The organism is Amycolatopsis sp. WAC 04182 (genome assembly GCF_003947465.1).
Classification (GTDB): domain Bacteria; phylum Actinomycetota; class Actinomycetes; order Mycobacteriales; family Pseudonocardiaceae; genus Amycolatopsis.
Window position 1 is genome coordinate 306,731 of record NZ_QHJJ01000002.1, and the last position, 23,626, is coordinate 330,356.

General features: G+C 69.2%; 23 protein-coding genes. 9 read left to right on the forward strand and 14 right to left on the reverse strand.

Annotation, left to right across the window (positions count from 1 at the left end; all coding sequences use genetic code 11):
• Positions 1-48 precede the first annotated feature (48 nt).
• Together DMH01_RS08590 and DMH01_RS08595 are read left to right on the forward strand one after the other, a co-directional pair.
• Positions 49-1,266, forward strand: coding sequence for an MFS transporter (locus tag DMH01_RS08590; RefSeq protein WP_125674915.1), 1,218 nt, complete (start codon positions 49-51; stop codon positions 1,264-1,266).
• 13 nt (positions 1,267-1,279) lie between these two features.
• Positions 1,280-3,244, forward strand: coding sequence for an AarF/ABC1/UbiB kinase family protein (locus DMH01_RS08595; protein ID WP_125674917.1), 1,965 nt, complete (start codon positions 1,280-1,282; stop codon positions 3,242-3,244).
• Here DMH01_RS08595 and lepB read toward each other — a convergent pair.
• The 9 genes from lepB to DMH01_RS08640 all read right to left on the reverse strand — a co-directional run bounded on the left by lepB (position 3,168) and on the right by DMH01_RS08640 (position 11,008).
• Positions 3,168-3,968: a signal peptidase I gene (gene lepB, locus DMH01_RS08600; protein WP_125674919.1), complete on the reverse strand. Its 801-nt coding sequence runs from the start codon at positions 3,966-3,968 to the stop codon at positions 3,168-3,170. The two genes, DMH01_RS08595 and lepB, sit on opposite strands and share 77 nt — an antisense overlap.
• 22 nt (positions 3,969-3,990) lie before the next feature.
• Positions 3,991-4,320, reverse strand: coding sequence for a YnfA family protein (locus DMH01_RS08605; RefSeq protein ID WP_125674921.1), 330 nt, complete (start codon positions 4,318-4,320; stop codon positions 3,991-3,993).
• Between the two features lie 281 nt (positions 4,321-4,601).
• A complete protein-coding gene (locus DMH01_RS08610) occupies positions 4,602-5,009 on the reverse strand; it encodes a metal-sulfur cluster assembly factor (RefSeq protein WP_034311811.1) in 408 nt (135 codons plus the stop codon).
• Positions 5,006-5,455 (reverse strand): Fe-S cluster assembly sulfur transfer protein SufU, encoded by a 450-nt coding sequence (sufU, locus tag DMH01_RS08615; RefSeq protein WP_034311809.1) that lies wholly within the window; start codon positions 5,453-5,455, stop codon positions 5,006-5,008. Before sufU ends, DMH01_RS08610 begins: the two co-directional genes overlap by 4 nt.
• Entirely contained in the window at positions 5,455-6,741 is a 1,287-nt protein-coding gene (locus tag DMH01_RS08620) for a cysteine desulfurase (RefSeq protein ID WP_125674923.1), read from the reverse strand. Before DMH01_RS08620 ends, sufU begins: the two co-directional genes overlap by 1 nt.
• 39 nt (positions 6,742-6,780) lie before the next feature.
• Complete coding sequence (sufC, locus tag DMH01_RS08625) at positions 6,781-7,551, reverse strand: Fe-S cluster assembly ATPase SufC (protein WP_034311806.1); 771 nt, start codon at positions 7,549-7,551, stop codon at positions 6,781-6,783.
• 36 nt (positions 7,552-7,587) lie between these two features.
• Positions 7,588-8,760, reverse strand: coding sequence for a Fe-S cluster assembly protein SufD (gene sufD / locus DMH01_RS08630; protein WP_125674925.1), 1,173 nt, complete (start codon positions 8,758-8,760; stop codon positions 7,588-7,590).
• A 2-nt stretch (positions 8,761-8,762) separates the two neighbouring features.
• Positions 8,763-10,211 (reverse strand): Fe-S cluster assembly protein SufB, encoded by a 1,449-nt coding sequence (sufB, locus tag DMH01_RS08635; protein ID WP_034311804.1) that lies wholly within the window; start codon positions 10,209-10,211, stop codon positions 8,763-8,765.
• Complete coding sequence (locus DMH01_RS08640; RefSeq protein WP_370323356.1) at positions 10,208-11,008, reverse strand: helix-turn-helix transcriptional regulator; 801 nt, start codon at positions 11,006-11,008, stop codon at positions 10,208-10,210. Before DMH01_RS08640 ends, sufB begins: the two co-directional genes overlap by 4 nt.
• 405 nt (positions 11,009-11,413) lie before the next feature.
• Here DMH01_RS08640 and mptB point away from each other — a divergent pair, with 405 nt between their 5' ends.
• The 5 genes from mptB (at position 11,414) to DMH01_RS08665 (ending at position 16,840) form a co-directional block, all read left to right on the forward strand.
• Positions 11,414-13,000, forward strand: coding sequence for a polyprenol phosphomannose-dependent alpha 1,6 mannosyltransferase MptB (gene mptB, locus DMH01_RS08645; protein ID WP_125676623.1), 1,587 nt, complete (start codon positions 11,414-11,416; stop codon positions 12,998-13,000).
• A 19-nt stretch (positions 13,001-13,019) separates the two neighbouring features.
• Positions 13,020-13,946, forward strand: a complete 927-nt coding sequence (locus DMH01_RS08650; RefSeq protein ID WP_125674926.1) for an ABC transporter ATP-binding protein — start codon at positions 13,020-13,022, stop codon at positions 13,944-13,946.
• Complete coding sequence (locus tag DMH01_RS08655) at positions 13,943-14,743, forward strand: ABC transporter permease (RefSeq protein WP_125674928.1); 801 nt, start codon at positions 13,943-13,945, stop codon at positions 14,741-14,743. The genes DMH01_RS08650 and DMH01_RS08655 overlap by 4 nt, the downstream gene beginning before the upstream one ends.
• A 64-nt stretch (positions 14,744-14,807) precedes the next feature.
• Positions 14,808-15,776: a heme A synthase gene (locus DMH01_RS08660; protein ID WP_125674930.1), complete on the forward strand. Its 969-nt coding sequence runs from the start codon at positions 14,808-14,810 to the stop codon at positions 15,774-15,776.
• Between the two features lie 116 nt (positions 15,777-15,892).
• Positions 15,893-16,840: an acyl-CoA desaturase gene (locus DMH01_RS08665; protein WP_125674932.1), complete on the forward strand. Its 948-nt coding sequence runs from the start codon at positions 15,893-15,895 to the stop codon at positions 16,838-16,840.
• Positions 16,841-16,891: 51 nt separating this feature from the next.
• Here DMH01_RS08665 and DMH01_RS08670 read toward each other — a convergent pair whose 3' ends face one another.
• Together DMH01_RS08670 and DMH01_RS08675 are read right to left on the reverse strand one after the other, a co-directional pair.
• Positions 16,892-17,758, reverse strand: coding sequence for a RimK family alpha-L-glutamate ligase (locus tag DMH01_RS08670; RefSeq protein ID WP_125674934.1), 867 nt, complete (start codon positions 17,756-17,758; stop codon positions 16,892-16,894).
• A complete protein-coding gene (locus DMH01_RS08675) occupies positions 17,755-18,063 on the reverse strand; it encodes a hypothetical protein (RefSeq protein WP_125674936.1) in 309 nt (102 codons plus the stop codon). The genes DMH01_RS08670 and DMH01_RS08675 overlap by 4 nt, the downstream gene beginning before the upstream one ends.
• 95 nt (positions 18,064-18,158) lie before the next feature.
• On the opposite strand from DMH01_RS08675, the gene DMH01_RS08680 reads away from it, so the two are divergent.
• A complete protein-coding gene (locus DMH01_RS08680) occupies positions 18,159-19,130 on the forward strand; it encodes a quinone oxidoreductase (RefSeq protein ID WP_125674938.1) in 972 nt (323 codons plus the stop codon).
• Positions 19,127-19,654, forward strand: coding sequence for a GNAT family N-acetyltransferase (locus tag DMH01_RS08685; protein WP_125674940.1), 528 nt, complete (start codon positions 19,127-19,129; stop codon positions 19,652-19,654). The genes DMH01_RS08680 and DMH01_RS08685 overlap by 4 nt, the downstream gene beginning before the upstream one ends.
• A 62-nt stretch (positions 19,655-19,716) precedes the next feature.
• On the opposite strand, the gene DMH01_RS08690 is transcribed toward DMH01_RS08685, so the two are convergent.
• From DMH01_RS08690 to DMH01_RS08700, 3 genes are all read right to left on the reverse strand, one after another.
• On the reverse strand, positions 19,717-19,962 hold the full coding sequence (locus DMH01_RS08690) for a cold shock domain-containing protein (RefSeq protein WP_125674942.1): 246 nt from the start codon (positions 19,960-19,962) through the stop codon (positions 19,717-19,719).
• Positions 19,962-20,531, reverse strand: coding sequence for an FKBP-type peptidyl-prolyl cis-trans isomerase (locus tag DMH01_RS08695; protein WP_125674944.1), 570 nt, complete (start codon positions 20,529-20,531; stop codon positions 19,962-19,964). The genes DMH01_RS08690 and DMH01_RS08695 overlap by 1 nt, the downstream gene beginning before the upstream one ends.
• A 783-nt stretch (positions 20,532-21,314) precedes the next feature.
• Complete coding sequence (locus tag DMH01_RS08700; protein ID WP_125676625.1) at positions 21,315-23,570, reverse strand: UvrD-helicase domain-containing protein; 2,256 nt, start codon at positions 23,568-23,570, stop codon at positions 21,315-21,317.
• Positions 23,571-23,626 lie beyond the last annotated feature (56 nt).

The following is a 23,626-nucleotide window of genomic DNA, read 5'->3' on the forward strand; positions in this document are numbered from 1 at the left end:
GGAACACTCCTGAGGTATACCGATCGGTATACACATTGAGGAGTGCTGATGGTTTCTTCGTACAAACGCGAGCTGACCCTCACCGCGGCCGGGTTGGCGCTGATCGCGGTCTCGTACGGACTCGCGAGGTACGCGTACGGCCTCTTCGCACCGACCCTCCGGACGGAGTTCGACCTCGACGGCGGCGCTCTCGGCGCCATAGCGGCGGGAAGCTACGTCGCGTACTGCCTCGCCGTCGTCGTCTCGACCGCCGTCACGACCCGCTGGGGAGCGCGGGCGGGCGCGCTCGCCGCCGGAACGACGGCCACGGCGGGAACCGCGCTGATCGCGGCCGCGCCGAACGCCGCCGTGCTCGCGCTCGGCGTCGTCCTCGCCGGCGCCAGCACAGGCCTGGCCTCCCCTTCACTCGCCGACGCGGTCTCACGCGTCGTCCGGGCGACCCGCCGTGACCGCGCCCAGTCCGTGGTGAACGCCGGGACCGGACTCGGTGTGCTGATCTCCGGCCCGGTCGCCCTGCTCGCCGTCGGTGACTGGCGAATGGCCTGGTGGGCCTTCGCCGCGGCCTCGGCGCTGGTGACCTTGTGGATCGCCCGGGTCGTGCCGCCGGTCAAGGAAGACCGCGCGCGTGGGCTGCCGGTGCCGCTGTTCCCGCCCGCCACCGGACGGCTGTTGCCCGCCGCCGCGACGCTCGGCCTGGCCAGCGCGGCGATCTGGACCTTCGGCAGGGACATCGCCGTGAGCGTCGGCGGCCTCGACGAGACCGCTTCGACGGTGGTGTGGATCGTCCTCGGCGCGGTCGGCCTGGCGGGCGCGTTCACCGCCGAACTGACCTCGCGGGCCGGACTGCGCCGGGCCTGGTCGGCGGGGATGATCCTGTTCGCCGTCGCCACGGCGCTCTTCGCGCTCGCCACCCGGTCCCTCCCGGCGCTCGTCATCGCGGCCGCGCTCTTCGGGGCCGTCTACATCGGACTGACCGGTGTGCTGATCCTCTGGGGCACCAGGGCTTACCCGACGGCACCCGCGTTCGGTGTCGGCGTGGCCTTCCTGGCGCTGGCACTCGGCCAGGCCGCCGGGGCACCGCTCATCGGTCTCCTCGGCGATCTCCTCGACCTCCGTGCCGGCTTCCTCGCCGCGGCGGCGATCGCCGTTCTCGGCGTCCTGTTCGCGCCCCGCGAGGCGACCACGACGTACAACTTCGGGGTCCGCTCCCTCTCAAGGGTGAGTACCGTCCCGCCGGAGCGGGAATCCCGCGCGGACTGCGCGTGATGAGCTCTTCGGCATGAACCTGCTGCTCGGCCTGCTCACCCTGCCCGTCTACGCGCTGATGCTGTGGCCGCTCGTGGTCGCCGCCCGGCGCGTGCTGGGTGTGCGGATCGGCGTGATCCGCGCGTTCTGCGCCGCCGGTTTCGGCTGGCTGGTCGCCGGCGGCATCCTCAGCGCGTTCCCCACGCCGATGTACACCGGCGGGGCCTTCGCCGGACTGGTCATCCCGGTGGCGGGCGGCGCGTTCCTCGCGACGCTGATCTTCCTGTTCGTCGCGGAGTTCGTCCTTCCGTCGGGTTCGGGGCTCGGCCTGATCGGCAGGATCCGGTCGATGCGCCGCCGCGCGGCCCGGACGCGGCGCTACTCGCAGATCACCCGGATCGCGATCAAACACGGTCTCGGCCGGTACCTCACCGGCCGCCGCGAACCCGGACTCGCCCAGGTCCGGCACGCCAAACTGGCGCGATCGCTGCGCCGCGCGCTGGAGGAGGGCGGCGTGACGTTCGTGAAACTCGGCCAGTTGCTCTCGACGCGGTCCGATCTGCTCCCTCCGGTGTTCGTCGACGAGCTCAGCAAACTCCAGGATCAGGTCGCCTTCGCCGACGCCGACGAGGTCGCGACGGTGCTGCGGGAGGAACTGGGCGGAAACCCGGACGAGATCTTCGCCGAATTCGACCCGGAACCGATCGCGGCCGCGTCGATCGCGCAGGTCTACCGGGCGAAGCTGCGCGATGGGCAGGAAGTGGTCGTCAAGGTGCAGCGGCCCGGCGTGCAGGCGCTGGTCGACCGGGACCTCGACATCGTCCGCCGGGTGGCGGCCGCGCTGGACCTGCGCGCGGGCTGGGCGCGTTCGCTCGGCGTCGTCGACCTCGCCGAGGGATTCGCCGACGCGCTGGTCGAAGAGCTCGATTTCCGCACCGAAGCCAGGAACATCGAAGCGGTCGCCGCGGCCTACCCCGGCACCGAGGTCGCCCTGCCGACCGTCCACAAAGAACTGTCCACGGAACGGGTACTGGTGATGCGGCGCCTCGAAGGCAAACCGCTCGCCGCCGCCAGGGAGCAGGTTCCGGTCGCGGAGCGGGCAAAGCTCGCGCGGTCGATGCTGCGGTGCGTGCTCGGCCAGGTGATGGGCAGCGGTGTCTTCCACGCCGATCCGCATCCCGGCAACGTCCTGCTGCTCACCGACGGCAGGCTCGGCCTGCTCGACTTCGGCTCCGTCGGGCGGCTCGACTCGGGCCTGCGCGGCGGGCTGCAGAACCTCATCCTCGCCCTCGACCGCGGCGACCCGGCCGCGTTGCGCGACGGTCTGCTGGAGATCGTCGACCAGCCGGACGAGATCGACGAGCGACGCCTGGAGCGGGCACTGGGATCCTTGGTGGCCAAGCATTTCAACCACGGGCAGGCGCCGGATCTGGACATGTTCACCGATCTGTTCCGGGTGATCGCCGACTTCCGGCTCAGCGTGCCCCCGCCGATCGCCGCCGTGTTCCGCGCGCTGGCCACCCTGGAGGGAACGCTGGCCGCGCTGGCGCCGGGATTCAACATCGTCGTCGAATCCCGCGCCTACGCCGCCGAGCAGGTCGGTGCCGGATTGCGACCGGAGTCCCTGCGGTCCACGGCCACCAACGAACTGATGGCGCTCCTGCCGGTGCTGCGGCGGCTGCCGCGCCGCGTCGACCGGATCGGCAACGCGCTGGAACAGGGCAGGCTTTCGGTCAACGTCCGGCTGTTCTCCGACGAACGCGACCGCGACGTGGTCACCGGACTGGTGCACGAGATCCTGCTGGCGTTCGTCGGCGTGGCCACCGGGCTGATGGCCGTGCTGCTGCTGGGCAGCGCGACCGGCCCGGAGGTCCTGGACGGGGTCACGCTGCACCAGATGTTCGGCTACAACCTGCTGGTGGTCAGTGCGCTGGTGGGATTGCGGCTGCTCTTCGTCGTTTTCCGGCGGAGCGGACAACGATCACGATCGCCCCGATGACACCGAGGACGACGAGTCCGGTGCCGGCGAACGCGAGGTTCCGCGAGCTACGGAATCCGGTGTCGGACACGGGATCCCCGGGAAGGCCGGCCTCGACGAAAGCGGTGGTCTGCAGGAAGGGCTCGGCGTTGAGCGTGCCCCCGATGCCGACGACGACCCCGTTCACCTTCGACAGCGGCACGGCGCCGTCGCCCGGCATGCCGACGTAGAGCCGCGAGTCGCGGGAGTTGTTCCGCTGATCCCCCACGACGAAGACCGCTTCCGGCGGCACCTGGACGCTGAACGGCTGGTACTCCTTGCGGCCGTACCCGTTGTCGTCGTCGGCGTACGGCTCCTTGACCGGCTTCCCGTTGACGGTGATCAGGTTGTCGTTCGTGCAGCAGACGACCTGATCACCCCCGACGCCGATCACCCGCTTGATGATCTGACCGTCGCCGGGGCTCGCGTCCGGGAACGCGGAAAGCTCCACGAGCACGACCGCGCCGCGAGGGATCTCGGCGAGCGGGGTCCAGCGGTAGAGCACGACCAACCCAGGCTGGACCGTGGGCAACATCCCGCCGCTGGGAACACTCGCCATGCGATAGTTCATCAGGGTCACGAACCCGTACCCCCCGGTGCCCACGCCGACGACCGCCAGCAGGAGCATCACGAACAGGAGCGGCGAGAATCTTCGCTTCGGCCCGGGTCTGTCGGCGGGCGGAGCGGGGAAATCCGTTTCGGTCACAGCGCAGACTAGCGCCGTTCGCTCAACCTCGAGGCGCGTACATGATGACCCCGACCCCTGCGAGACAGATCAAAGCACCGATGACGTCGTAGCGGTCCGGCCGGTAGCCGTCGGCGACCATCCCCCACGCCAGCGAACCCGCGACGAACACTCCTCCGTACGCGGCGAGGATGCGGCCGAAGTTCGCATCGGGCTGGAGTGTCGCGACGAAGCCGTAGAGACCGAGTGCCACGACGCCCGCGCAGATCCAGAGGTAGCCGCGGTGCTCCCGGACGCCCTGCCAGATCAGCCAGGCGCCGCCGATTTCCAGCAACGCGGCGAGCGCGAACAGCGCGATGGACCGGACGATCATGCCGGGAGCTTATTGCGACGCGCGCGGGCCGGGCATTGGGTCCAGGTGCCGACGCTTCGCGTGCTTGACCGGACGACACGCGTGATCCGACGGACGACACGCGCCCGGGCGGGGTTCTGCCGTGGGTCGTCCATCCAGACACGCGAAACCGCCACTCGCGCCTGCGACGCGGTATAGGCCGTTATACGCTCGGCGCCGCCAACCCACCCCAGAAGCGCGTGAAGGCCCCCTTCCCTCGGCTGAGCCGAGGGAAGGGGGCCTTCACGCGCAAAAAGCGAGAATCAGACGGTGAAGCCGAGCGCCCGCAGTTGTTCGCGGCCGTCGTCGGTGATCTTCTCCGGACCCCACGGCGGCATCCAGACCCAGTTGATCCGGAAGTCCTTGACCAGTCCGGTTCCCCCGCCGACGAGCGCGGCACCGGTCTGGTCCTCGATGACGTCGGTCAGCGGGCAGGCCGCCGAGGTCAGGGTCATGTCGATGGTGGCGGTGTTGTCCGCCTCGACCCGGATGTCGTAGACCAGCCCGAGGTCGACGACGTTGATGCCGAGTTCGGGGTCGACGACGTCGCGCATCGCCTCTTCGACGTCCTCGACCTTCGCCACGTCGGCGGCGTCCGGGGCGGCGGCGGTCTCGGCGTCGAGGTCGGCGGCCGTGCGCCCCTCGCGGGTTTCGGTCTGCTGTTCGGTCATGCCGTCTCAACTCCGTTGGTCGTGCGGGCGACGGCGTCCTTGAACGCCATCCACCCGAGCAGGGCGCATTTCACGCGGGCCGGGTACTTGGCCACGCCGGCGAAGGCGATGCCGTCCTCCAGCACTTCCTCGTCCGGTTCGATCTGCCCTTTGCCCTGCATCAGCTCGACGAAGGCGTCCATGGTGGTGAACGCCTCCTCCACGGTGTGCCCGACGACGAGATCCGTCAAGACCGAAGTGGAAGCCTGGCTGATCGAACAGCCCTGTCCCTCGTAGGAGACGTCGGCGACCTTCCCGTCGTCGACCTTCACCCGCAGCGTCACCTCGTCGCCGCAGGTCGGGTTGACCTGGAACGACTCGGCGTCGAACGGCTCGCGCAGGCCGCGGCCGTGCGGGTTCTTGTAGTGGTCCAGGATGATCTCCTGGTACATGCTCTCGAGGTTCATCACGCCACCCCGAAGAACTTCTGCGCCTCACGCACACCGTTCACCAGTGCGTCCACTTCGGACAGTGTGTTGTAGACGTAGAACGACGCGCGCACGGTCGCGGGCACCGAGCAGGCCCGGTGCAGCGGCCACGCGCAGTGGTGCCCGACGCGGACGGCGACGCCGAGGCTGTCCAGCACCTGACCCGAGTCGTGCGGGTGGACGCCGTCGATGACGAACGACACCAGTCCGCCGCGGTCGGTCATGTCGGTGGGGCCGATGATCCGCACGCCCGGGATCTCGCCGAGCCCGGTGAGCGCCGCCTCGGTGAGGAGGTGCTCGTGCGCTGCGACGCGGTCCATGCCGATCGCCGACAGGTAGTCGGCGGCCGCGCCGAGACCGACGGCCTGCGACGTCATCGGGGTGCCCGCCTCGAACCGTTGCGGCGGCGCGGCGAACGTGGTCTGCTCCATGCGGACCAGCTCGATCATCGAACCACCGGTCAGGAACGGCGGCATCGCTTCGAGCAGCTCGCGGCGTCCATAAAGGACACCGATGCCGTACGGGCCGACCATCTTGTGCCCGGCGAAAGCGGCGAAGTCGACGTCCAGCGCGTGCAGGTCCACCGGGAAGTGCGGCACCGACTGGCAGGCGTCCAGCACGACCAGCGCGCCGACCTTGCGGGCCTTCTTCACCAGGAACTCGACCGGGTTGATCGTGCCGAGCACGTTGGACTGGTGCGTGAACGCCAGCACCTTGGTCCGCTCGGTGATCAGCTCGTCCACATTGGACAGATCGAGGCGGCCGTCCGCGGTGACGGAGAACCACTTCAGCGTCGCGCCGGTGCGCTGGCAGAGCTGCTGCCACGGCACCAGGTTCGCGTGGTGCTCCATCTCGGTGATGACGATCTCGTCGCCGGGACCGATCTTGAACCGCTCGGCCCCGGGACCGGCCGTGGCGGCGTTGCTCATCGCGTAGGCGACGAGGTTGATGCCCTCGGTGGCGTTCTTGGTGAACACCAGCTCGTGCGGGGAGGCGCCGACGAACTCCGCGATCCGCACGCGGGCGGACTCGTAGGCGTCGGTCGCCTCCTCGGCGAGCTGGTGCGCGCCGCGGTGCACCGCGGCGTTCGAGGTCTCCAGGAACCGGCGCTCGGCTTCGAGCACCTGCGCCGGTTTCTGGGACGTCGCACCGGAATCCAGATACACCAAGGGTTTCCCGTCCCGCACCGTGCGGGTCAGGATCGGGAAGTCGGCCCTGATGGCCGCTACGTCCAGCGGTACAGAGTTAGCCGTGGTGGTGGTCATCGGGCCAACTCCTCTCGGTGTAGTCGTGAGGTTCAGTGATCAGACGGCGGCGGTCTCGGCGGAGCCGGTGTACTTGACGTACCCGTTCTCCTCCAGCTCGTCCGCGAGTTCACGGCCGCCGGACTCGACGATCTTGCCGCCGGCGAAGACGTGCACGAAGTCGGGCGTGATGTGCCGCAGGATCCGCGTGTAGTGCGTGATCAGCATGACGCCGGCGTCGTTGCCGGCCTTGAACTCGTTGACGCCCTCGGACACGACGCGCAGCGCGTCGACGTCGAGGCCGGAGTCGGTCTCGTCGAGGATGGCGATCTTCGGCTTGAGCAGCGCCAGCTGCAGGATCTCGTGGCGCTTCTTCTCGCCGCCGGAGAAGCCCTCGTTCACCGAACGCTCGGCGAACTCGGACGAGATCTCCAGCTTGCCCATCTCCTCCTTGACCTCCTTGACCCAGTGGCGCAGCTTGGGGGCCTCGCCACGGACCGCGGTGGCCGCGGTGCGGAGGAAGTTGGACATGGACACGCCCGGAACCTCGACCGGGTACTGCATGGCGAGGAACAGGCCCGCGCGGGCACGCTCGTCGACGCTCATCTCGAGCACGTCCTCACCGTCGAGCAGGACCTGCCCGGAGGTGACTTCGTACTTGGGGTGACCGGCGATGGCGTAGGACAGCGTGGACTTGCCCGAACCGTTGGGGCCCATGATCGCGTGGGTCTCGCCCGACTTGATGGTCAGGTTGACGCCCTTGAGGATCTCCTTGGGGCCCTCCTCGGTCGTGACCGAGGCGTGCAGATCCTTGATTTCCAGCGTAGGCATTTCTTTCCTAAAAGTCTCTTGTGGACGGACGCGCGCTCAGGCGCCGACAGCTTCGAGCTCGGCTTCGATCGCGGCCTCGAGACGCTCGCGCACCTCGGGAACGCCGATCTTGACCAGGATCTCGTGGAAGAACCCGCGGACGACCAGGCGGCGCGCGGCGTCTTCGCCGATACCGCGCGACTGGAGGTAGAACAACTGCTCGTCGTCGAACCTTCCCGTCGCGCTCGCGTGGCCCGCGCCTTCGATCTCGCCGGTCTCGATCTCCAGGTTCGGGATCGAGTCCGCCCGCGCGCCCGGCGTCAGCACCAGGTTGCGGTTGAGCTCGTAGGTGTCGGTGGCCTCGGCGGCCGCCCGGATCAGCACGTCGCCGACCCACACGGTGTGCGCGCCATCGCCCTGCAGCGCGCCCTTGTACATCACCCGCGACTTGCAGTTCGGCACCGCGTGGTCGACGAAGAGACGGTGCTCCTGGTGCTGCGCCTCGTCCGCGAAGTACAGGCCGAGCATCTCGACGTCGCCGCCCTTGTCGGCGAACGTCGCCGTCGGCGAGACGCGGACGAGGTCACCACCCAGGGTGATGACCATGTGCTTGAGCGTGGCGTCGCGGCCGAGCTTGAGGTGCTGCTCGGAGACGTGCACCGCGTCGTCGGCCCAGTCCTGGACGCTGACCACGGTCACGTTCGCCGAATCGCCGATGACGAACTCGACGTTGTCGGCGTAGGTGCCGGAGCCGACGTGGTCGAGGACGATGACGGCCTCGGAGAACTGCTCGGCGCGCACCTGCATGTGCCCGTAGGCGACCTTGCCCTCGCCGGGGCCGGTGATCTTCACCGTCGACGGCTTCGACGTCTTCGTCTCCTTGGGCACCGTGATGACGGTGGCTTCGGTGAACGAGGAGTACGCCTGCGCGGCGATCCGGTCGCTCGGGACACCCGCGGCGCCGAGGCGCTCGTCGTCCCGGCCGACCGTCTCGATCTTCAGTTCGGGTGCGGCGTCGGCGTCCACGGTGGCCGAACCCGAAGCGGCGGCGGACCCGTCGTGCAGGCCGCGCAGCCGCTTCATCGGAGTGAAACGCCAGTTCTCCTCACGACCGCCGGGGACCTCGAAGGCCTCGACGTCGTAGGAGGTGAAGCGCTCCGCGCGGGACGTGGCCGGGATGACCACGCCCTCGCGCATCGCTTCGGAAACGTTGTTCTCGGTAACCGACATGACTAGCCGACGGACCCTTCCATCTGAAGCTCGATCAGGCGGTTCAGCTCGAGCGCGTACTCCATCGGCAGCTCACGCGCGATGGGCTCGACGAACCCGCGCACGATCATCGCCATGGCCTCGGCCTCGTCGAGACCGCGCGACATGAGGTAGAACATCTGGTCTTCGCTGACCTTCGAGACGGTCGCCTCGTGGCCCATGGAGACCTCGTCGTTGCGGATGTCGACGTACGGGTACGTGTCCGACCGCGAGATCGTGTCGACGAGCAGCGCGTCACAGACGACGCTGGACCGCGAGTGGTGCGCCCGCTTCGCGACCTTGACCAGACCGCGGTACGAGGTGCGGCCACCTCCGCGCGCCACCGACTTCGACACGATGGTCGAGGAGGTGTGCGGCGCCAGGTGCTCCATCTTCGCGCCGGCGTCCTGGTGCTGGCCCTCGCCAGCGAACGCGACCGAGAGGACCTCGCCCTTGGCGTGCTCGCCCATGAGGAACACGGACGGGTACTTCATCGTGACCTTGGAACCGATGTTGCCGTCGATCCACTCCATGGTCGCGCCCTCTTCGCACTTGGCGCGCTTGGTGACCAGGTTGTAGACGTTGTTCGACCAGTTCTGGATGGTCGTGTAGCGGCAGCGGGCGCCCTTCTTCACGATGATCTCCACGACCGCCGAGTGCAGCGAGTCGGACTGGTAGATCGGCGCGGTGCAACCCTCGACGTAGTGCACGTAGGCGTCTTCGTCGACGATGATCAGGGTCCGCTCGAACTGACCCATGTTCTCGGTGTTGATGCGGAAGTACGCCTGCAGCGGGATGTCCACCTTGACGCCCTTGGGCACGTAGATGAACGAACCGCCGGACCACACCGCGGTGTTCAGCGCGGAGAACTTGTTGTCCCCGGCCGGGATCACGGAGCCGAAGTACTCCTTGAAGATCTCCGGGTGCTCCTTGAGCGCGGTGTCGGTGTCCAGGAACAGGACGCCTTGGGCCTCCAGGTCCTCGCGGATCTGGTGGTAGACGACCTCGGACTCGTACTGCGCGGCGACACCGGCGACGAGGCGCTGCTTCTCCGCCTCGGGGATGCCGAGCCGGTCGTACGTGTTCTTGATGTCCTCGGGCAGGTCTTCCCAGGAAGTGGCCTGCTTCTCCGTGGACCGCACGAAGTACTTGATGTTGTCGAAGTCGATCCCGGAGAGGTCCGCACCCCAGTTGGGCATCGGCTTCAAGTCGAAGAGCTTGAGCGCCTTGAGTCGCGCTTCGCGCATCCACTCCGGCTCGGACTTCTTCGAGGAGATGTCGGTGACGACGTCCTCGTTCAGTCCGCGACGGGCCGTTGAGCCCGCCTCGTCGGAGTCCGCCCAGCCGAACGCGTACTTGCCAAGGGACTCGATGGTCTCTTCCTGGCTCATGGGCGCGGTGGTGGGAGTGCGCTGCTCGGCAGCGGCAGTCATGCGGGTTTCCCTCCATTCGGGATCCGTGCTGTGCGCCCTGGAGAGGGCGCCGTGCTTCCCGGCCCGGGTGTGGCCGGGTGACCCGCCGAGACGGCGGGTACGTGTGTGGTGCACGCGTTGTCACCGCGTGCGATGGTCGCCAGCCGCTGCACGTGAGTACCCAGAAGTTCCGCGAAAGCCTCTGTCTCGGCTTCACACAACTGAGGGAACTCGGCGGCGACGTGGGCGACCGGGCAATGGTGCTGGCAGAGCTGTTCGCCGACACCGACCTGACGGGTCGACGCAGCGTAACCCTCCCTGGTCAGCGCCGCAGCGAGGGCCTCGGCGCGCGAGGCGGGGTCCGTGTGCTTGGTGATCGCGTCCTGATGCGGGCCGACGAGCGAGGCGACGCGAGCCTCCGCGAAGGCCTTCACGGCGTCTTCCCCGGCGTGCTCGGCGAGGAAGCGGATGGCCGAGGACGCGAGGTCGTCGTAGGCGTGCCCGAACCGGGCGCGGCCCGCTTCGGTGAGCAGGAAGTTCTTGGCCGGACGGCCGCGTCCGCGGGGCCCGCGGCGGGGCGCGTCCCGGGTTTCGGCCTCGCCGTCGGCGAGCAGGGCGTCGAGATGACGGCGGACGGCGGCGGCGCTGATCCCCAGCTGCTCGGCCACCACGACGGCGGTCATCGGACCCTGTTCCAGCAGCAAGCGGGCCACTTCATGCCTGGTCCGCCCCTCGGGGCCAACCTGCGCGGGGACAGGCTGGACCTCGGCGCGGGGCATGTCGCCACCGGCCTCGTCCTGCGTCCCCGTCTTTTTCACAACACAAGTGTGACGTATTTCCGGGGAGACGGCAAAGAGGGGTGCCTCACGGAGTGGCGTGGGTCACTTCGCGGCGGCTCGGCTCCCGCCGATGGACATCACTCGTGATCGCCGCTCAATCACGCGAGTTCGCCCTCCAATCACGCGAGATCGCCGCTCAATCACGCGTGTCCTGCCTAACAGCACGAGGACCGGCGCTTTCGCGTGGACGCGTTCCCCGCATGCGACGAGACGAAAGCGTCCTTCACCGCGTCGCATGCGGTGATGGTCCCCTTCAGCCCTCGGTAACCACGTACCCGCTCGGCCTGTTCCCGGCATCGCTACCCTTCCCGAGTGGCAGAGGGCGATCACCCGGCACAGCGGGACACGGACGGGGCGGAGCCGGAAGACCGGGCGGCGGGGTCGGTGGCGACGCTCGTCCCCGGGCGCCCGCACGACCCGGAACCCCTGGACGACAAGGAACTGCGCGGCCTGAACGTGGTCCGCCGGTTCGGGGCGGTCGGTTCGCTGTTCCTCGCCCTCGGCTCGCTCGGCGCGGGCGCCGCACCGGTGATCAACCCGGTGCAGGAGATCCCGGTCCTGCGGCTGTTCACCCGGATCCCCATGGTCTCGCTCGCGATGGGCCTGGCCGGCATGGCGATCATCGTGCTCAGCTGGCTGCTGCTCGGCCGGTTCGCGCAGCCCGCGCGCCGCCGCCTCGCCACTCAGGGCCAGCTCGCCCGCACCATCGCGCTCTGGTGCGCGCCGCTGCTGTTCATCCCCCCACTGTTCTCCCGCGACGTCTACAGCTACCTCGCGCAGAGCGAGATCGTCGCCCGCGGGATGGACCCGTACTCCCTCGGCCCGGCCGAAGCGCTCGGCGTCTCCGACCCGCTGACCTCGGGTGTCTCCAACATGTGGCGCGAGACCCCGGCGCCGTACGGCCCGCTGTTGCTGCGCCTCGGCGGCTGGCTCGCCCCGCTGAGCAGCGGCAACATCGTCACCGGGGTCCTGCTGCAGCGCGGGCTCGCGCTGATCGGCGTCATCCTGATCATCTGGGCGCTGCCCCGGCTGGCCCGGCGGTTCGGCGTGCAGCCCGCCACCGCGCTGTGGCTCGGCGCGGCGAACCCGCTGCTGATCTTCCACTTCGTCGCGGGCGCCCACAACGACGCGCTCGCGATCGGGCTCATGGTGGCCGGGCTGGAGGTCGGTCTCCAGCGGATGCCGGTGCGGTTCAAGGACGACGCCGTCCCCCCGCTGGCCAAGGGGGAACTGCTCTACATCGGGCTCGGGGTGGCGATCATCACCCTCGGCGTCGCGGTGAAGATCAACGCGGTCCTGGCACTGCCGTTCTTCACGGTGATGGTGGCCAGACGCTGGCACGGCCGGATCAAGGACCTGGTCACCGCCGCGGTGCCGATGGCGCTGCTGTTCGGCGTGGTGCTGGTGGCGGTCTGTTACGGCACCGGCCTCGGGTTCGGCTGGGTCGGCGCGCTCGGGACACCGGGACTGGTCCGCTCGTGGATCTCGCCGACGTCGGAACTCGCCGCGCTCGGCGGCGTCCTCGGCATCGCGCTCGGCCTCGGCAACCACACCAACGCGATGGTGCCGATCCTCGGCACGCTGGGCTACGTCGTCGCGGGCGCGGTGACGGTCAAGTTCCTCTGGGACAGCTTCAAATGGCGCTACCGGCCGATCATCGGCCTCGGTGTCTCGCTGGGCGCGGTGATGGTGCTGCACGTCGCGCTCCAGCCCTGGTACCTGCTGTGGGCGATCATCCCGCTCGCCGCGGCGGCGGGGACCTCGCGGTTCCGCATCGCCGCGACGATCGTCACCGCCGTCCTGCCGTTCCTCCTGCCGACGACCGGAAGCACCTTCGAGGGCCGCGGTTTCGTCCTGCCGTTCGCGTGGGCCGCCGCCGGGGTCGTCACGCTACTGGGGCTGTTCATCGTCCACCGCCTCTCACCACTGCTGCTGTCCAGACCGTCCCCGGAGCATTCGGTCCCGGCGTGAGGCCGTATCGTGACCTGTCGTGAACGCCCCCGCCGTCGAGATCACCGGGCTGGTGAAACGCTACGGATCCACCACCGCCGTCGATGGACTCGATCTGCGGATGGACCGTGGCGCACTGCTCGCTCTGCTCGGCCCGAACGGGGCCGGCAAGACCACCACCGTCGAGATCTGCGAAGGCTTCCTGCGGCCTGACGACGGCGAAGTCCGTGTGCTGGGCCTGGACCCGGCACGCGACGGCGCCGCGCTGCGGCCCCGGATCGGCGTGATGCCCCAGGGCGGCGGCGCGTATCCCGGCGTCCGCGCCGACGAGATGCTCGGGCTGGTCGCCGCGTGCGCGGCGAACCCGCTCGACCCGGCTTGGCTGCTGGACGTCCTCGGTCTCGCGGGTGCGAAGAAGACACCGTTCAAACGCCTTTCCGGCGGGCAGCAGCAGCGGCTCTCGCTCGCCTGCGCGCTCGTCGGACGGCCGGAACTGCTCTTCCTCGACGAGCCGACGGCGGGCATGGACCCGCAGGCCCGCCGCCTGGTCTGGGACCTGCTCGCGGCACTGCGCGCCGACGGGGTCAGCGTGCTGCTCACCACGCATCTGATGGAGGAGGCCGAAACGCTGGCCGACACCGTGGTGATCGTGGACCACGGCAAGGTCGTCGTGGAAGGTTCCCCGCAGTCCCTGACCGTCGAGGCCGGTGAGAGCGCGCAGCTGCGATTCAAGGCGCGGACGCGGCTCGACACCGCGCTGCTGACCGCGGCGCTGCCCGAGGGGCACCTCGTCCACGAGTCGGCGCCGGGCACGTATCTCGTCGAAGGCGCGATCGACCCGCAGGTGGTGTCGACGGTGACGGCGTGGTGCGCGCAGCAGGGTGTCATGCCCGAGGAACTGCAGGTCGGCAGGCGCACGCTGGAAGAGGTCTTCCTGGAGCTGACCGGACGGGAACTGCGCGCATGACCACCACGCCCACGCCCCGGTTCGCCCCCGGCACGTTCACTCCGGCCCCCGGCCGCGGTTCGCTCGGCAAGATGCTGCGCACGCACGCGAAGGTCGAAGCGAGCCTGACGCTGCGCCACGGCGAGCAGATCCTGCTGACCCTGCTGATCCCGCTCGCGCTGCTGATCGGCCTGTCGCTGCTGGACATCCTGCCGTCGTCCCAACTCGGCGATTCGTCCAAAGTGGACTGGATCACGCCGAGGATCCTGGCGCTGGCGGTGATGTCCTCGGCGTTCACCGGGCAGGCCATCGCACTGGGCTTCGACCGCCGTTACGGCGTCCTCAAACGACTTTCCGCCACCGCGCTCCCCCGTTGGCTGCTCATCGCGGGCCGGGTGGCCGCCGCGCTGGTCGTGGTCGCGCTGCAGGCGGTGATCCTCGGTGGCGTCGCCGCGCTGCTGGGCTGGTCTCCGTCGCTTGGCGGACTTCTCGGCGCGATCCCGTTCCTGATCGTCGGCACGCTCGCGTTCGGCGCGCTGGGCCTGTTGCTCGGCGGGGCGCTGCGCGCGGAGGCCGTGCTGGCGCTGGCGAACATCGTCTGGTTCGTGCTGCTGCTCGCGGGCGGCATCCTGCTGGCGCCGTCGACCATGCCGTCCGGCGTCGCGTGGATCGTCGAACTGCTGCCCTCGGGCGCGCTCGCCGAAGGCCTGCGGTCGGTCCTGCTGGACGGCTCGTTCGGCTGGGGCCCGTTCGCGGTGCTCGTCGGCTGGGGCGTCGTCGCGGGCGCGCTGGCGAGCAAGACCACGAAGCTGACCTGAGGCGGCCGACACACCGCGTGTGGCCGGTGGAAGGCTCTCAGGAAGGGCGTTCTAGCATCGGACGGTGCCGTTCCAGAGCCTTGTAGCGCGTCTGCCGTATCCCTCGTTCGCGGTCCAGCGAGGGGTCGCGATAGCGGCGGTGATCGCCCAGGCCGGAATCGGCGTCACCGGCTCAGTCGTCCGGGTGACGGGTTCGGGCCTCGGCTGCCCGACCTGGCCGCAGTGCGTCGAAGGCAGCATCGTGCCCGTCGCGCATCCCGAGTTCGACGCGCTCACCCAGTGGATCGAATTCAGCAACCGGATGCTGACCGGCGTCGTCATCCTGGTCGCCGCGCTGTGCGTGATCACCGCTTGGCGCGTACAGATCGAGCACCCCAGCCGCCGCCGTCTGGTGAAGCTGGCCTGGACGATGCCCGCCGGCGTGATGCTGCAGGCCGTCGTCGGCGGGATCACCGTGCTCGCGAAGCTCGAATGGTGGACCGTCGCGCTCCACTTCCTGGCCTCCACTCCCCTGGTCTGGCTCGCGGTGCTGCTGCTGCGCGCGTTCAAGGAGGGCGACGAGCCCGCCCGCTGGCTGATCCCGGACGCGGGCCGCAAGACGCTGATCGCGCTCGCCGTGTCCATGTGGGCCGTCCTCGTGGCGGGAACCACCGTGACCGGGGCGGGCCCGCACGGCGGCGACCCCGGCACCCACCGGCTCCAGGCCCCGATCGAGACGCTCACCCAGATCCACGGCGGGCTGCTGGTGGTCTACCTGATCGTGCTGGCCGTCTTCGGGCTCCAGCTGATGCGGGGCGAGACGCCGAAGCAGGTGTGGAAGCGGTACACCATCGTGTGGGTCGTCGCGGTCCTCCAGGGCGTCGTGGGCTCGGTGCAGTACGGCCTCGGGGTGCCGGAGGCGCTGGTCTCGTTCCACGTCCTCGGTTCCGCGCTGGTGATCATCTCGACGGCGGCACTGTGGTGCGGCTCACGTGATCGCGGTCCGGTGCCGGTTTCCCACGCCGCTGACCGGGAACTCGCCACTTCGAACTGACCCCCTGGCAAACCGGACGTAACCCCCGGGCGGCGTGCTCGCCAGACGCTGCCCTTACGCTGCGTTTCGGTGCCCCGCACGGGGGTTCACCACCGAGTCGAGGCACGAGGTGTCGTATGACCGCCAGCACCGAGCCGGACGCACCGGCCAGTCCGTCCAAACCCCTCATCTCCCACCGCCGAGGCTCCGGGGAGATGCTGATCCTCAAGACCTTCCTGCTGGTCCCGTTCGTCGCGCTGCTCGCCGCCGTGCCGATCGTGTGGGGCTGGGGCATGACCTGGGTCGATCTGGCGCTGGCGGCCGTGTTCTACACCGTCGGGACGCTCGGGGTGACCGTCGGATACCACCGCTACTTCACCCACGGCGCCTTCAAGGCCGGGCGCCCGCTGCGCGTGGCGCTCGCGATCGCCGGCAGCTTCGCGGTGCAGGGTTCGGTCATCTTCTGGGTGGCCAGCCACCGCCGCCACCACGCCTTCGCCGACCGCGAAGGCGACCCGCACTCCCCCTGGCTGTTCGGGACGTCGCCGTCGGCGCTGCTGCGCGGCTTCTGGCACGCGCACATGGGCTGGATGTTCAGCCGCGAGGTGACCAACTACGACCGGTTCGCGCCGGACCTGGTGGCCGACAAAGACCTTCGCGTGGTGAACCGCTACTTCTGGCTGTGGATCACGCTGAGCCTCCTGCTGCCCGCCGTGCTCGGCGGGCTGCTCAGCTGGTCGTGGTGGGGTGTGGTGACCGGGTTCTTCTGGGCCGGGCTGGTCCGGATCGCGTTCCTGCACCACGTCACCTGGTCGGTGAACTCGATCTGTCACCTGGTCGGCGAACGCCCGTTCGCCAGCCGTGACAAGGCGGCGAACTTCTGGCCGCTGGCGATCCTGTCCATGGGCGAGTCGTGGCACAACTCCCACCACGCCGACCCGACCTGCGCGCGGCACGGTGTCCTGCGCGGACAGGTCGACGTGTCGGCGCGGGTGATCTGGCTGTTCGAGAAGTTCGGCTGGGCCCGCGACGTGCGGTGGCCGAAACCGGAGCGCTTGGCCGCCAAGCTCGCCAAACCCGCCTGACCCGCTCGTGAGTGGTAAAGACGGTTAGAACCGTCTTTACCACTCACGAGGTCAGGCGAGTTGCTGGCGGACGGCGGAGGCGAACCGCCAGGCCGCGGCGTCGTCGGTCTGCCGGAACCCGAGCGAAGGCTCGACGAGCTCCAGTTCCAGCACCAGTGGCCGGCCGTCCGGCCCGGCGACGAGGTCGACGCGGGCGTAGAGCAGTTCCGCGCGCAGGATGCCGAGCAGCGCCGCCGTCGCGTCCAGAGCGTCTTCGGCGAGCGCACGGAAGCTCGCGGCCGGCTGCACGGGCGCGAGCTTTTCCGTGACGTACAGACCGGACTCGTCGAGTTCCCGGCCCAGCATCGCGGCCTTCGAGAACGCGTGTGAGTACACACCGCCGAAGTACACCAGCGCGATCTCGCCCGCACTGTCCACACTGGACTGATACGGCTGGAGCACCACGGTGTTGCCGTCGGCTTGCAGCTTGGAGAGATGCGCGGCGGCCGCGTCGCCCTCCGTGAACCGGCCCGCTCCGCGCGAACCGGCGCCGATGGCGGGCTTCAGCACGAACTCGCCCTTGGGCCAGCGCGGGGCCTTCTCGTCCGGCGCGATCAGCGTCGTCGGCACGACCGCGACCCCGGCGTCGCCGAGTTCGGCCAGGTAGGACTTGTCGGTGTTCCACCGCGCGACTTCGGCCGAATTGGCCAGCGTCGGCACGGTCTCGGTCCAGGACAGGAACTCGTCGCGGCGCTCGGCGTAGTCCCAGGTGGCGCGCAGCACGACGATGTCCGCCGCGGCGAAGTCGACGGTCGTGTCGTCCCAGGCGGCCCAGCGGGTCTTGAAGCCCAGGTCGGCCAGCGCCTCGGGTACGGCGTGCTCGTCGCCGTCGCCTTCCGGCAGCGCGGAGCAGGCGACGAAGATCGCGGAGCCGCTCACTTCCCCGCCATCCGGCGGCGGTGCTCGGCGCCGATCTTGGTGGCCTTCACGGTCTCGCTGTCCCATTCGGCGGGCTCGAGGTCTTCGACGGCCTCGACCAGCGCCTCGCCCGCCTCCACGGAGGTGACGACGACGTCGCCGAGCGCACCGTCGGCGCCCACGAGCACGACGCGCGCGCCGATCCGGCCGATGTTCTCCACCACCGCGCGCGACGGCTTCCCGTGCCGCTTCACGAAGTCGCGGGCGGCCGCGACCTGGCGCGACGTGGGGGCGGCGGTCTCGGTCTTCTCTTCGGTCTCAGCCACGCGCCGAGCTTAACCGCGAAAGGCCCGGGACGCGGAATAACCGTGGCGTCGGCCATAGTTGTGCCGGTCGGAACGACCTTGAACGAGGAGGATGTATGCCCGCGGCAGTGCAGATCCGGCGAACCGGTGGTCCCGAAGTCCTTGAGCTGGCGCAAGTCGAGGTCGGCGAACCCGGTTCCGGCGAACTGCTCGTGGACGTCGCGGCGGCGGGCGTCAACTACATCGACACCTATCACCGCGAAGGCATCTACCCGGTCGACACGCCGTTCGTCCTGGGCATGGAGGGCGCAGGCACGGTGGCCGCGGTCGGCGCGGACGTGACCGGTTTCGCCGTCGGCGACCGGGTCGCCTGGCAGGGGTCGCTGGGCAGCTACGCCCAGCGCCGTCTGGTTCCCGCCACGATCGCGGTGAAGATCCCGGACGGCGTGTCCGAGGAGACCGCCGCCGCCACGATGCTCCAGGGCATCACCGCGCACGCGCTGATCGCCTCGACCTACGAGGTCAAGGCCGGTGACGACGTGCTGATCCACGCCGCGGCGGGTGGGATGGGCCTGCTGCTGGTCCAGCTGGCCAAGGCCCGCGGCGCCCGGGTGATCGGCACCGTCTCCACCGACGAGAAGGCCGAACTCGCCAAGCAGGCCGGCGCGGACGACGTCATCCGCTACGACCAGGCCGACTTCGCCAAGGCCACCCGCGACCTCACCGGCGGCAAGGGCGTCGAGGTCGTCTACGACGGCGTCGGCAAGTCCACTGTGGACGGCAGCCTCGCGAGCCTGAAGATCCGCGGCCTGCTCGCCCTCTACGGCGCGGCCAGCGGCCCGGTCCCGCCGATCGACCCGCAGCTGCTCAACCGCAGCGGCTCGGTGTACCTCACCCGCCCGACCTCCGCGCACTACGTGCTCACCCGCGAAGAACTGGAGTGGCGCGTGAGCGAGCTGTTCGCCGCCGTCCAGGACGGCTCGCTGAACATCCGCATCGGCGGCCGCTACCCGCTGGCCGACGCCCGTCAGGCGCACGAAGACCTCCAGGGCCGCCGCACCACCGGCAAGCTCCTGCTGATCCCGTGACGACGCTCTGGCCGGAGGAGGTCCGGCTCACCGGCGAGGGGCTTGTCCTGCGGGAGTGGGTCGAGGACGACATCGCGTTCATGCCGGGGCTGTTCGACAATCCCGCCGTCGCGCGGTTCACGCCGCTGCCTTCGCCGTTCGACGAAGTGGCGGCGAAGGCCCACTACGCGAAGTCCGTCGCCCGCCGCGAGGAAGGCAACGGACTACGGCTCGCCATCACGGCCGACGGCGGCGAGCCGCTCGGCGAGGTGGTGCTGTTCCTGAAGGACGATGCGGCCGAACTCGGGTACGCCGTCGGTCCCGCCCACCGCGGGCAGGACCTGGCTGCGCGGGCGTTGCGGGTCCTCACCGCCCACGCGCTGGACCTCGGGCTCGGACCGCTCCAGCTGAAGATCGACGCCGAGAACGCGGCCAGTCAGGCCGTCGCGCGCCGGGTCGGCTACGCCCTGACCGACGCGGCGCCCGAGGCGAAGGTCGAGAAGGGACTGAAGATCACGCTGCACACCTGGGAGCACGCCGGCTGACTTCAAGTCCGTGAAGGCCTCCTTGAGGGACTCTGGGTCCCTCAAGGAGGCCTTCACGGACTTCAGCGGGCCAACCGCACCCAGAGCCCCCGCAGCCGGAACTCGTCCTGTTCCGCATGCTCGACGGTCAGCTCCACCTCGTCGCCCACGTGGAGCTGCCGGAATTCGCCAGGGCCGAAACCCTCCAGCATCGAATAGTGGACCCAGATCGGATCGGCGAAGTAGGCCGACTCGACCACTCCCCAGCCGTCGTCCACCAGCCAGGAACGAACCCGGCCCCGGTGGACGCGGCCGTCGGAAGTCCCCATCAACCCTTGTCGGTCGGGACGCTCACCGCGTCGGTCACGAACACCAGGGTCTCGTTCGGCGCGATGCCACGATCACCCTGGCCGTAGCCGAGGTCCGGCGGGATGATCAGCAGACGCCGCGCGCCCTGCTTGATCCCTTGCAAGCCCTGATCCCAGCCCTGGATGACCTTGCCCGCGCCGAGTGGCAACTCGAACGGTTCACCGCGGTCGAAGGAACTGTCTAGCTTCTGCTTGTTGGACCAGGTGACCAGCGAGTAGTTCATCTTCAACCGCTGACCCGACTTGGCGCCCTCGCCGGTGCCGGGCTCCAGGTCCTTGGTGATGAGCTTCTTCGGCGGGTCGCAGTCGTCCGGGATGGTGATGGTCGGCGCCTCGCCGAACTTCCCGGTGGTCTTCACATCCTCGGCCGTGCATTCCTTGCCCTTCGGGGCGGCCGGGGCCGACGACGACGCCGACGCGGGGGCCGCGCCGGAGGTCTGGGCCGAACCTGCGGTGTTCTGTTTCTCGCCACAGGCCGCCAGGGCGAGCACGCCCGCGCCGATGACCACGATCTTGCCGAATGTGCGCATGCGGCCGACCTTAGCCAAGACCCTCCAGCACGGGAACAAGGTCACCGGTCTGCACTACGCCCATCCGCCGGGTCGCCCTGGTCAGGGCCACATAACGATCGCTCAGGCCACGTGGGGCCCGAACGGAGAGTGACCAGCACGCCCGAATCGGAGTCCGGCCTGATGGCGGGCATTGGGTTTGGCTTGTGCTTTACCGCGACGGATTTCACTTCCCACGGTAAAGCACAAGCCCGATTTCACCTCATACAGAAATGTTCACCGGCATCAACCAAGGGTTTCAATTACAGACATCAGTTACACAAATTGACCTGAATCATCAGGGCATGTAGACAACATCGACAATCTTGACAAGGTACGGAATCGGGCACCATGCGCCAGATTGAGTCCCGTCGGCGCGAACAGTCGGGCCGTAAACCGTTGATCCTCCATGACAGGACAACTTCACCCGCTGATAGCCAGATCCCTGACAAACAGAGAAACCACCAGCATCGTTGTCATACTTGCCCACCTGACACGGCGCCAGCAGCGAGTCCGCCGTGGCAACGGTCGGTGAAACAGTAGCGAAACCGGCAGCGATCAACGCTGCTCCAACTGCAGCAAAAACCTTATTTCGCATAGCCAACCTTCCCCAAATTTAACATCGGCACTCAGGCGAGTTGCATCCCATCGCGCTCAGATGTGAAAGTCCCCAGGTCAACCGCTGATACGTAGAACATGATTCACTACGCAAAGGCTCGTAAGTAATCCACCAAAAGGTGGTGATCTAGATCACCACAAACTTGCTTAGTCCATTAGGCCCAGCGCGGGAACAAGGTCACCGGTCTGCACTACGCCCATCCGCCGGGTCGCCCTGGTCAGGGCCACATAAAGATCGTTGAGCCCGCGCGGTGACTCGGTGACGACCTCGTCCGGGGACACCAGCAGCACCGAATCGAACTCCAGGCCCTTCGCCCGCTCGACCGGCATCACCGACACCCGGTCCCCCGCTTCGCCGAGCGTCTCCGAGAGCGAAGCGACCAGGGGCGACGGACACAGCACGGCGACGGTCCCACCGTCCACAGCGGACAGTTCGGCGTCGACGAGGCCGGGAAGTTCCGCGGTGAGATCCGCCGGGTCCACGGACCGCAGCCAAGGTTCGAAACCCGTCTCCCGCACCGAAACCGGCGCCTCCAGTTCCGGGTTGACCTCGGCGAGCACCCGGGACGCGACGGCCATGATCTCCGCCGGGGTCCGATAGTTCACGGTCAGTTCTTCGAGCCGCCAGCGATCGGCGACATACGGCGAAAGCGCCTCGCCCCACGTCCGCGCGCCACCGGCCGCCCCGGTCTGGGCGACGTCGCCGACGAGCGTCATCGACCGGTTCGGCGACCGGCGCATCAGCAGCCGCCAGTCCATCGCGGTCAGTTCCTGTGCCTCGTCGACGATCACGTGCCCGAAGGTCCACGTCCGGTCCTGGGCGGCCCGCTGCGCCGCGGTCATCTCGCTGCGGCGCTGCTGACGCTCGGCGAAGAGCTCCGCGTCGAGGACGTCGCCCACCCGCAGCAGTTCCTCGTCGACGATCTCCTCGTCCTGTTCGAGGATGTCGAGCACGCCTTCCGCGTAGGCGCGGTCTTCCCGCTCGCGACGAGCGGCCTCGGCGCGGGCTTCGGTGTCGTCCTCGCCGAGCAGCTCGGCGAGTTCGTCGAGCAGCGGGACGTCCGACGGGCTCCACTTCGCGTCCGTCGGGCTGTAGAGATGCTCACGATCGGTGTCCGACAGGGCCTTTCCGGCCGCGCTGCGCAACCGTTCGCGGTCGGCGAACAGCTCGTCGAGCACGATCTCGGGGGTGAGTTTCGGCCACAGCCCGTCGATCGCGGCGGCCACGTTCCGGTCCGCGGCGACCTCCGCCCGGATGTCCTGGACGTCCCGCGCGTCGAGCAGGTCCTCCCCCAGTTTGCGGGCGGCCTGCCGGGTCAGCGCGTCGAGGAGGTCCGAGACGAAGATCCGCCGGGCGAGGTTGTGCGGACGGCGCGACCGGCGGGCCCGCGTCCGCGCCTCGGTGCAGGTCTTGCGGTCGAGCATGAGGATCTCGCGCTCGAATTCGATCTCCAGCACCGGTTCCGGCACGCGCTGCCGGTCTCGGACCGCGTTGGCGAGCACGTCGGCCATCACCGGACGGCCCTTGATCTCGGCGGCCTCGCGGGTGACCGGCCCGTCGGCGTCCAGCCCCGGGTACAGCTGCCCGATCGTGGCCAGCAGCACCCCGGTCTCGCCCAGCGACGGCAGGACCTGCCCGATGTAGCGGAGGAACGTGCTGTTCGGCCCGACCACCAGCACGCCGCGCGTGGTGAGCTGCTGGCGATGCGTGTAGAGGAGGTATGCCGCGCGGTGCAGCGCGACGGCGGTCTTGCCGGTTCCCGGGCCGCCTTGGACCACGAGCACGCCGTTCGGCGACGCGCGGATGATGCGGTCCTGTTCGGCCTGGATGGTGGCGACGATGTCGCTCATCTCGCCGGTGCGACGGCGTTCGAGCGCGGCCAGCAGCGCCGCCTCGCCCGCGAGGCCGAGGTCTTGGCCCTGGTCGGCGGCCGACAGGTCGAGGATCTCGTCGTCGACGCCGACGACCTTCCGGCTCAGCGACCGGATGTGGCGGCGCCGCCGCACACCTTCGGGTGAAGCGGCGGTGGCGAGGTAGAAGGGCCGCGCGACCGGCGCGCGCCAGTCGACGAGCAGCGGACGGTAGTCGTCGTCCTCGTCGAACAGCCCGAGCCGCCCGATGTAGGTGGTCTCCTCGCCGTGCTCCGGCAGGAAGTCGAGGCGGCCGAAGCACAGGCCCTGCTCGACGGAGCTCAGCTGGGCCAGCCTGTCGGTGTACAGCGTCGTGGCGACGTCGCGTTCGGTGCGCGCCTGCGGGGTGCCGCCGGTCTGGCGCAGCGTCTCGTCGAGCCTGCGCTGCGCGTCGACGCGTTCGGCGTCGAGCTTGCGGTAGAGGGTGGTGACGTACTGCTGCTCGAGCGCGACGTCCTGCTCGAGCGCGTCGGGTTCCCGGTCCGGGGACACGGACAAAAGCAGCCTGCTTTCGAGAGGTGGGACAGGGGCCGAACGAGTTACAACGG

What these genes read in the sequence shown, in the direction of transcription:
- sufC (WP_034311806.1), bottom strand. Translation starts at nt 7,551, where the DNA reads ATGCCTACGCTGGAAATCAAGGATCTGCACGCCTCGGTCACGACCGAG.
- DMH01_RS08655 (WP_125674928.1), top strand. Translation starts at nt 13,943, where the DNA reads ATGACCACCACGCCCACGCCCCGGTTCGCCCCCGGCACGTTCACTCCG.
- DMH01_RS08665 (WP_125674932.1), top strand. Translation starts at nt 15,893, where the DNA reads ATGACCGCCAGCACCGAGCCGGACGCACCGGCCAGTCCGTCCAAACCC.
- DMH01_RS08605 (WP_125674921.1), bottom strand. Translation starts at nt 4,320, where the DNA reads ATGATCGTCCGGTCCATCGCGCTGTTCGCGCTCGCCGCGTTGCTGGAA.
- DMH01_RS08620 (WP_125674923.1), bottom strand. Translation starts at nt 6,741, where the DNA reads ATGACCACCACCACGGCTAACTCTGTACCGCTGGACGTAGCGGCCATC.
- sufB (WP_034311804.1), bottom strand. Translation starts at nt 10,211, where the DNA reads ATGACTGCCGCTGCCGAGCAGCGCACTCCCACCACCGCGCCCATGAGC.
- DMH01_RS08590 (WP_125674915.1), top strand. Translation starts at nt 49, where the DNA reads ATGGTTTCTTCGTACAAACGCGAGCTGACCCTCACCGCGGCCGGGTTG.
- DMH01_RS08680 (WP_125674938.1), top strand. Translation starts at nt 18,159, where the DNA reads ATGCCCGCGGCAGTGCAGATCCGGCGAACCGGTGGTCCCGAAGTCCTT.
- sufU (WP_034311809.1), bottom strand. Translation starts at nt 5,455, where the DNA reads ATGAACCTCGAGAGCATGTACCAGGAGATCATCCTGGACCACTACAAG.
- DMH01_RS08610 (WP_034311811.1), bottom strand. Translation starts at nt 5,009, where the DNA reads ATGACCGAACAGCAGACCGAAACCCGCGAGGGGCGCACGGCCGCCGAC.
- sufD (WP_125674925.1), bottom strand. Translation starts at nt 8,760, where the DNA reads ATGTCGGTTACCGAGAACAACGTTTCCGAAGCGATGCGCGAGGGCGTG.
- DMH01_RS08695 (WP_125674944.1), bottom strand. Translation starts at nt 20,531, where the DNA reads ATGCGCACATTCGGCAAGATCGTGGTCATCGGCGCGGGCGTGCTCGCC.
- DMH01_RS08595 (WP_125674917.1), top strand. Translation starts at nt 1,280, where the DNA reads ATGAACCTGCTGCTCGGCCTGCTCACCCTGCCCGTCTACGCGCTGATG.
- DMH01_RS08690 (WP_125674942.1), bottom strand. Translation starts at nt 19,962, where the DNA reads ATGGGGACTTCCGACGGCCGCGTCCACCGGGGCCGGGTTCGTTCCTGG.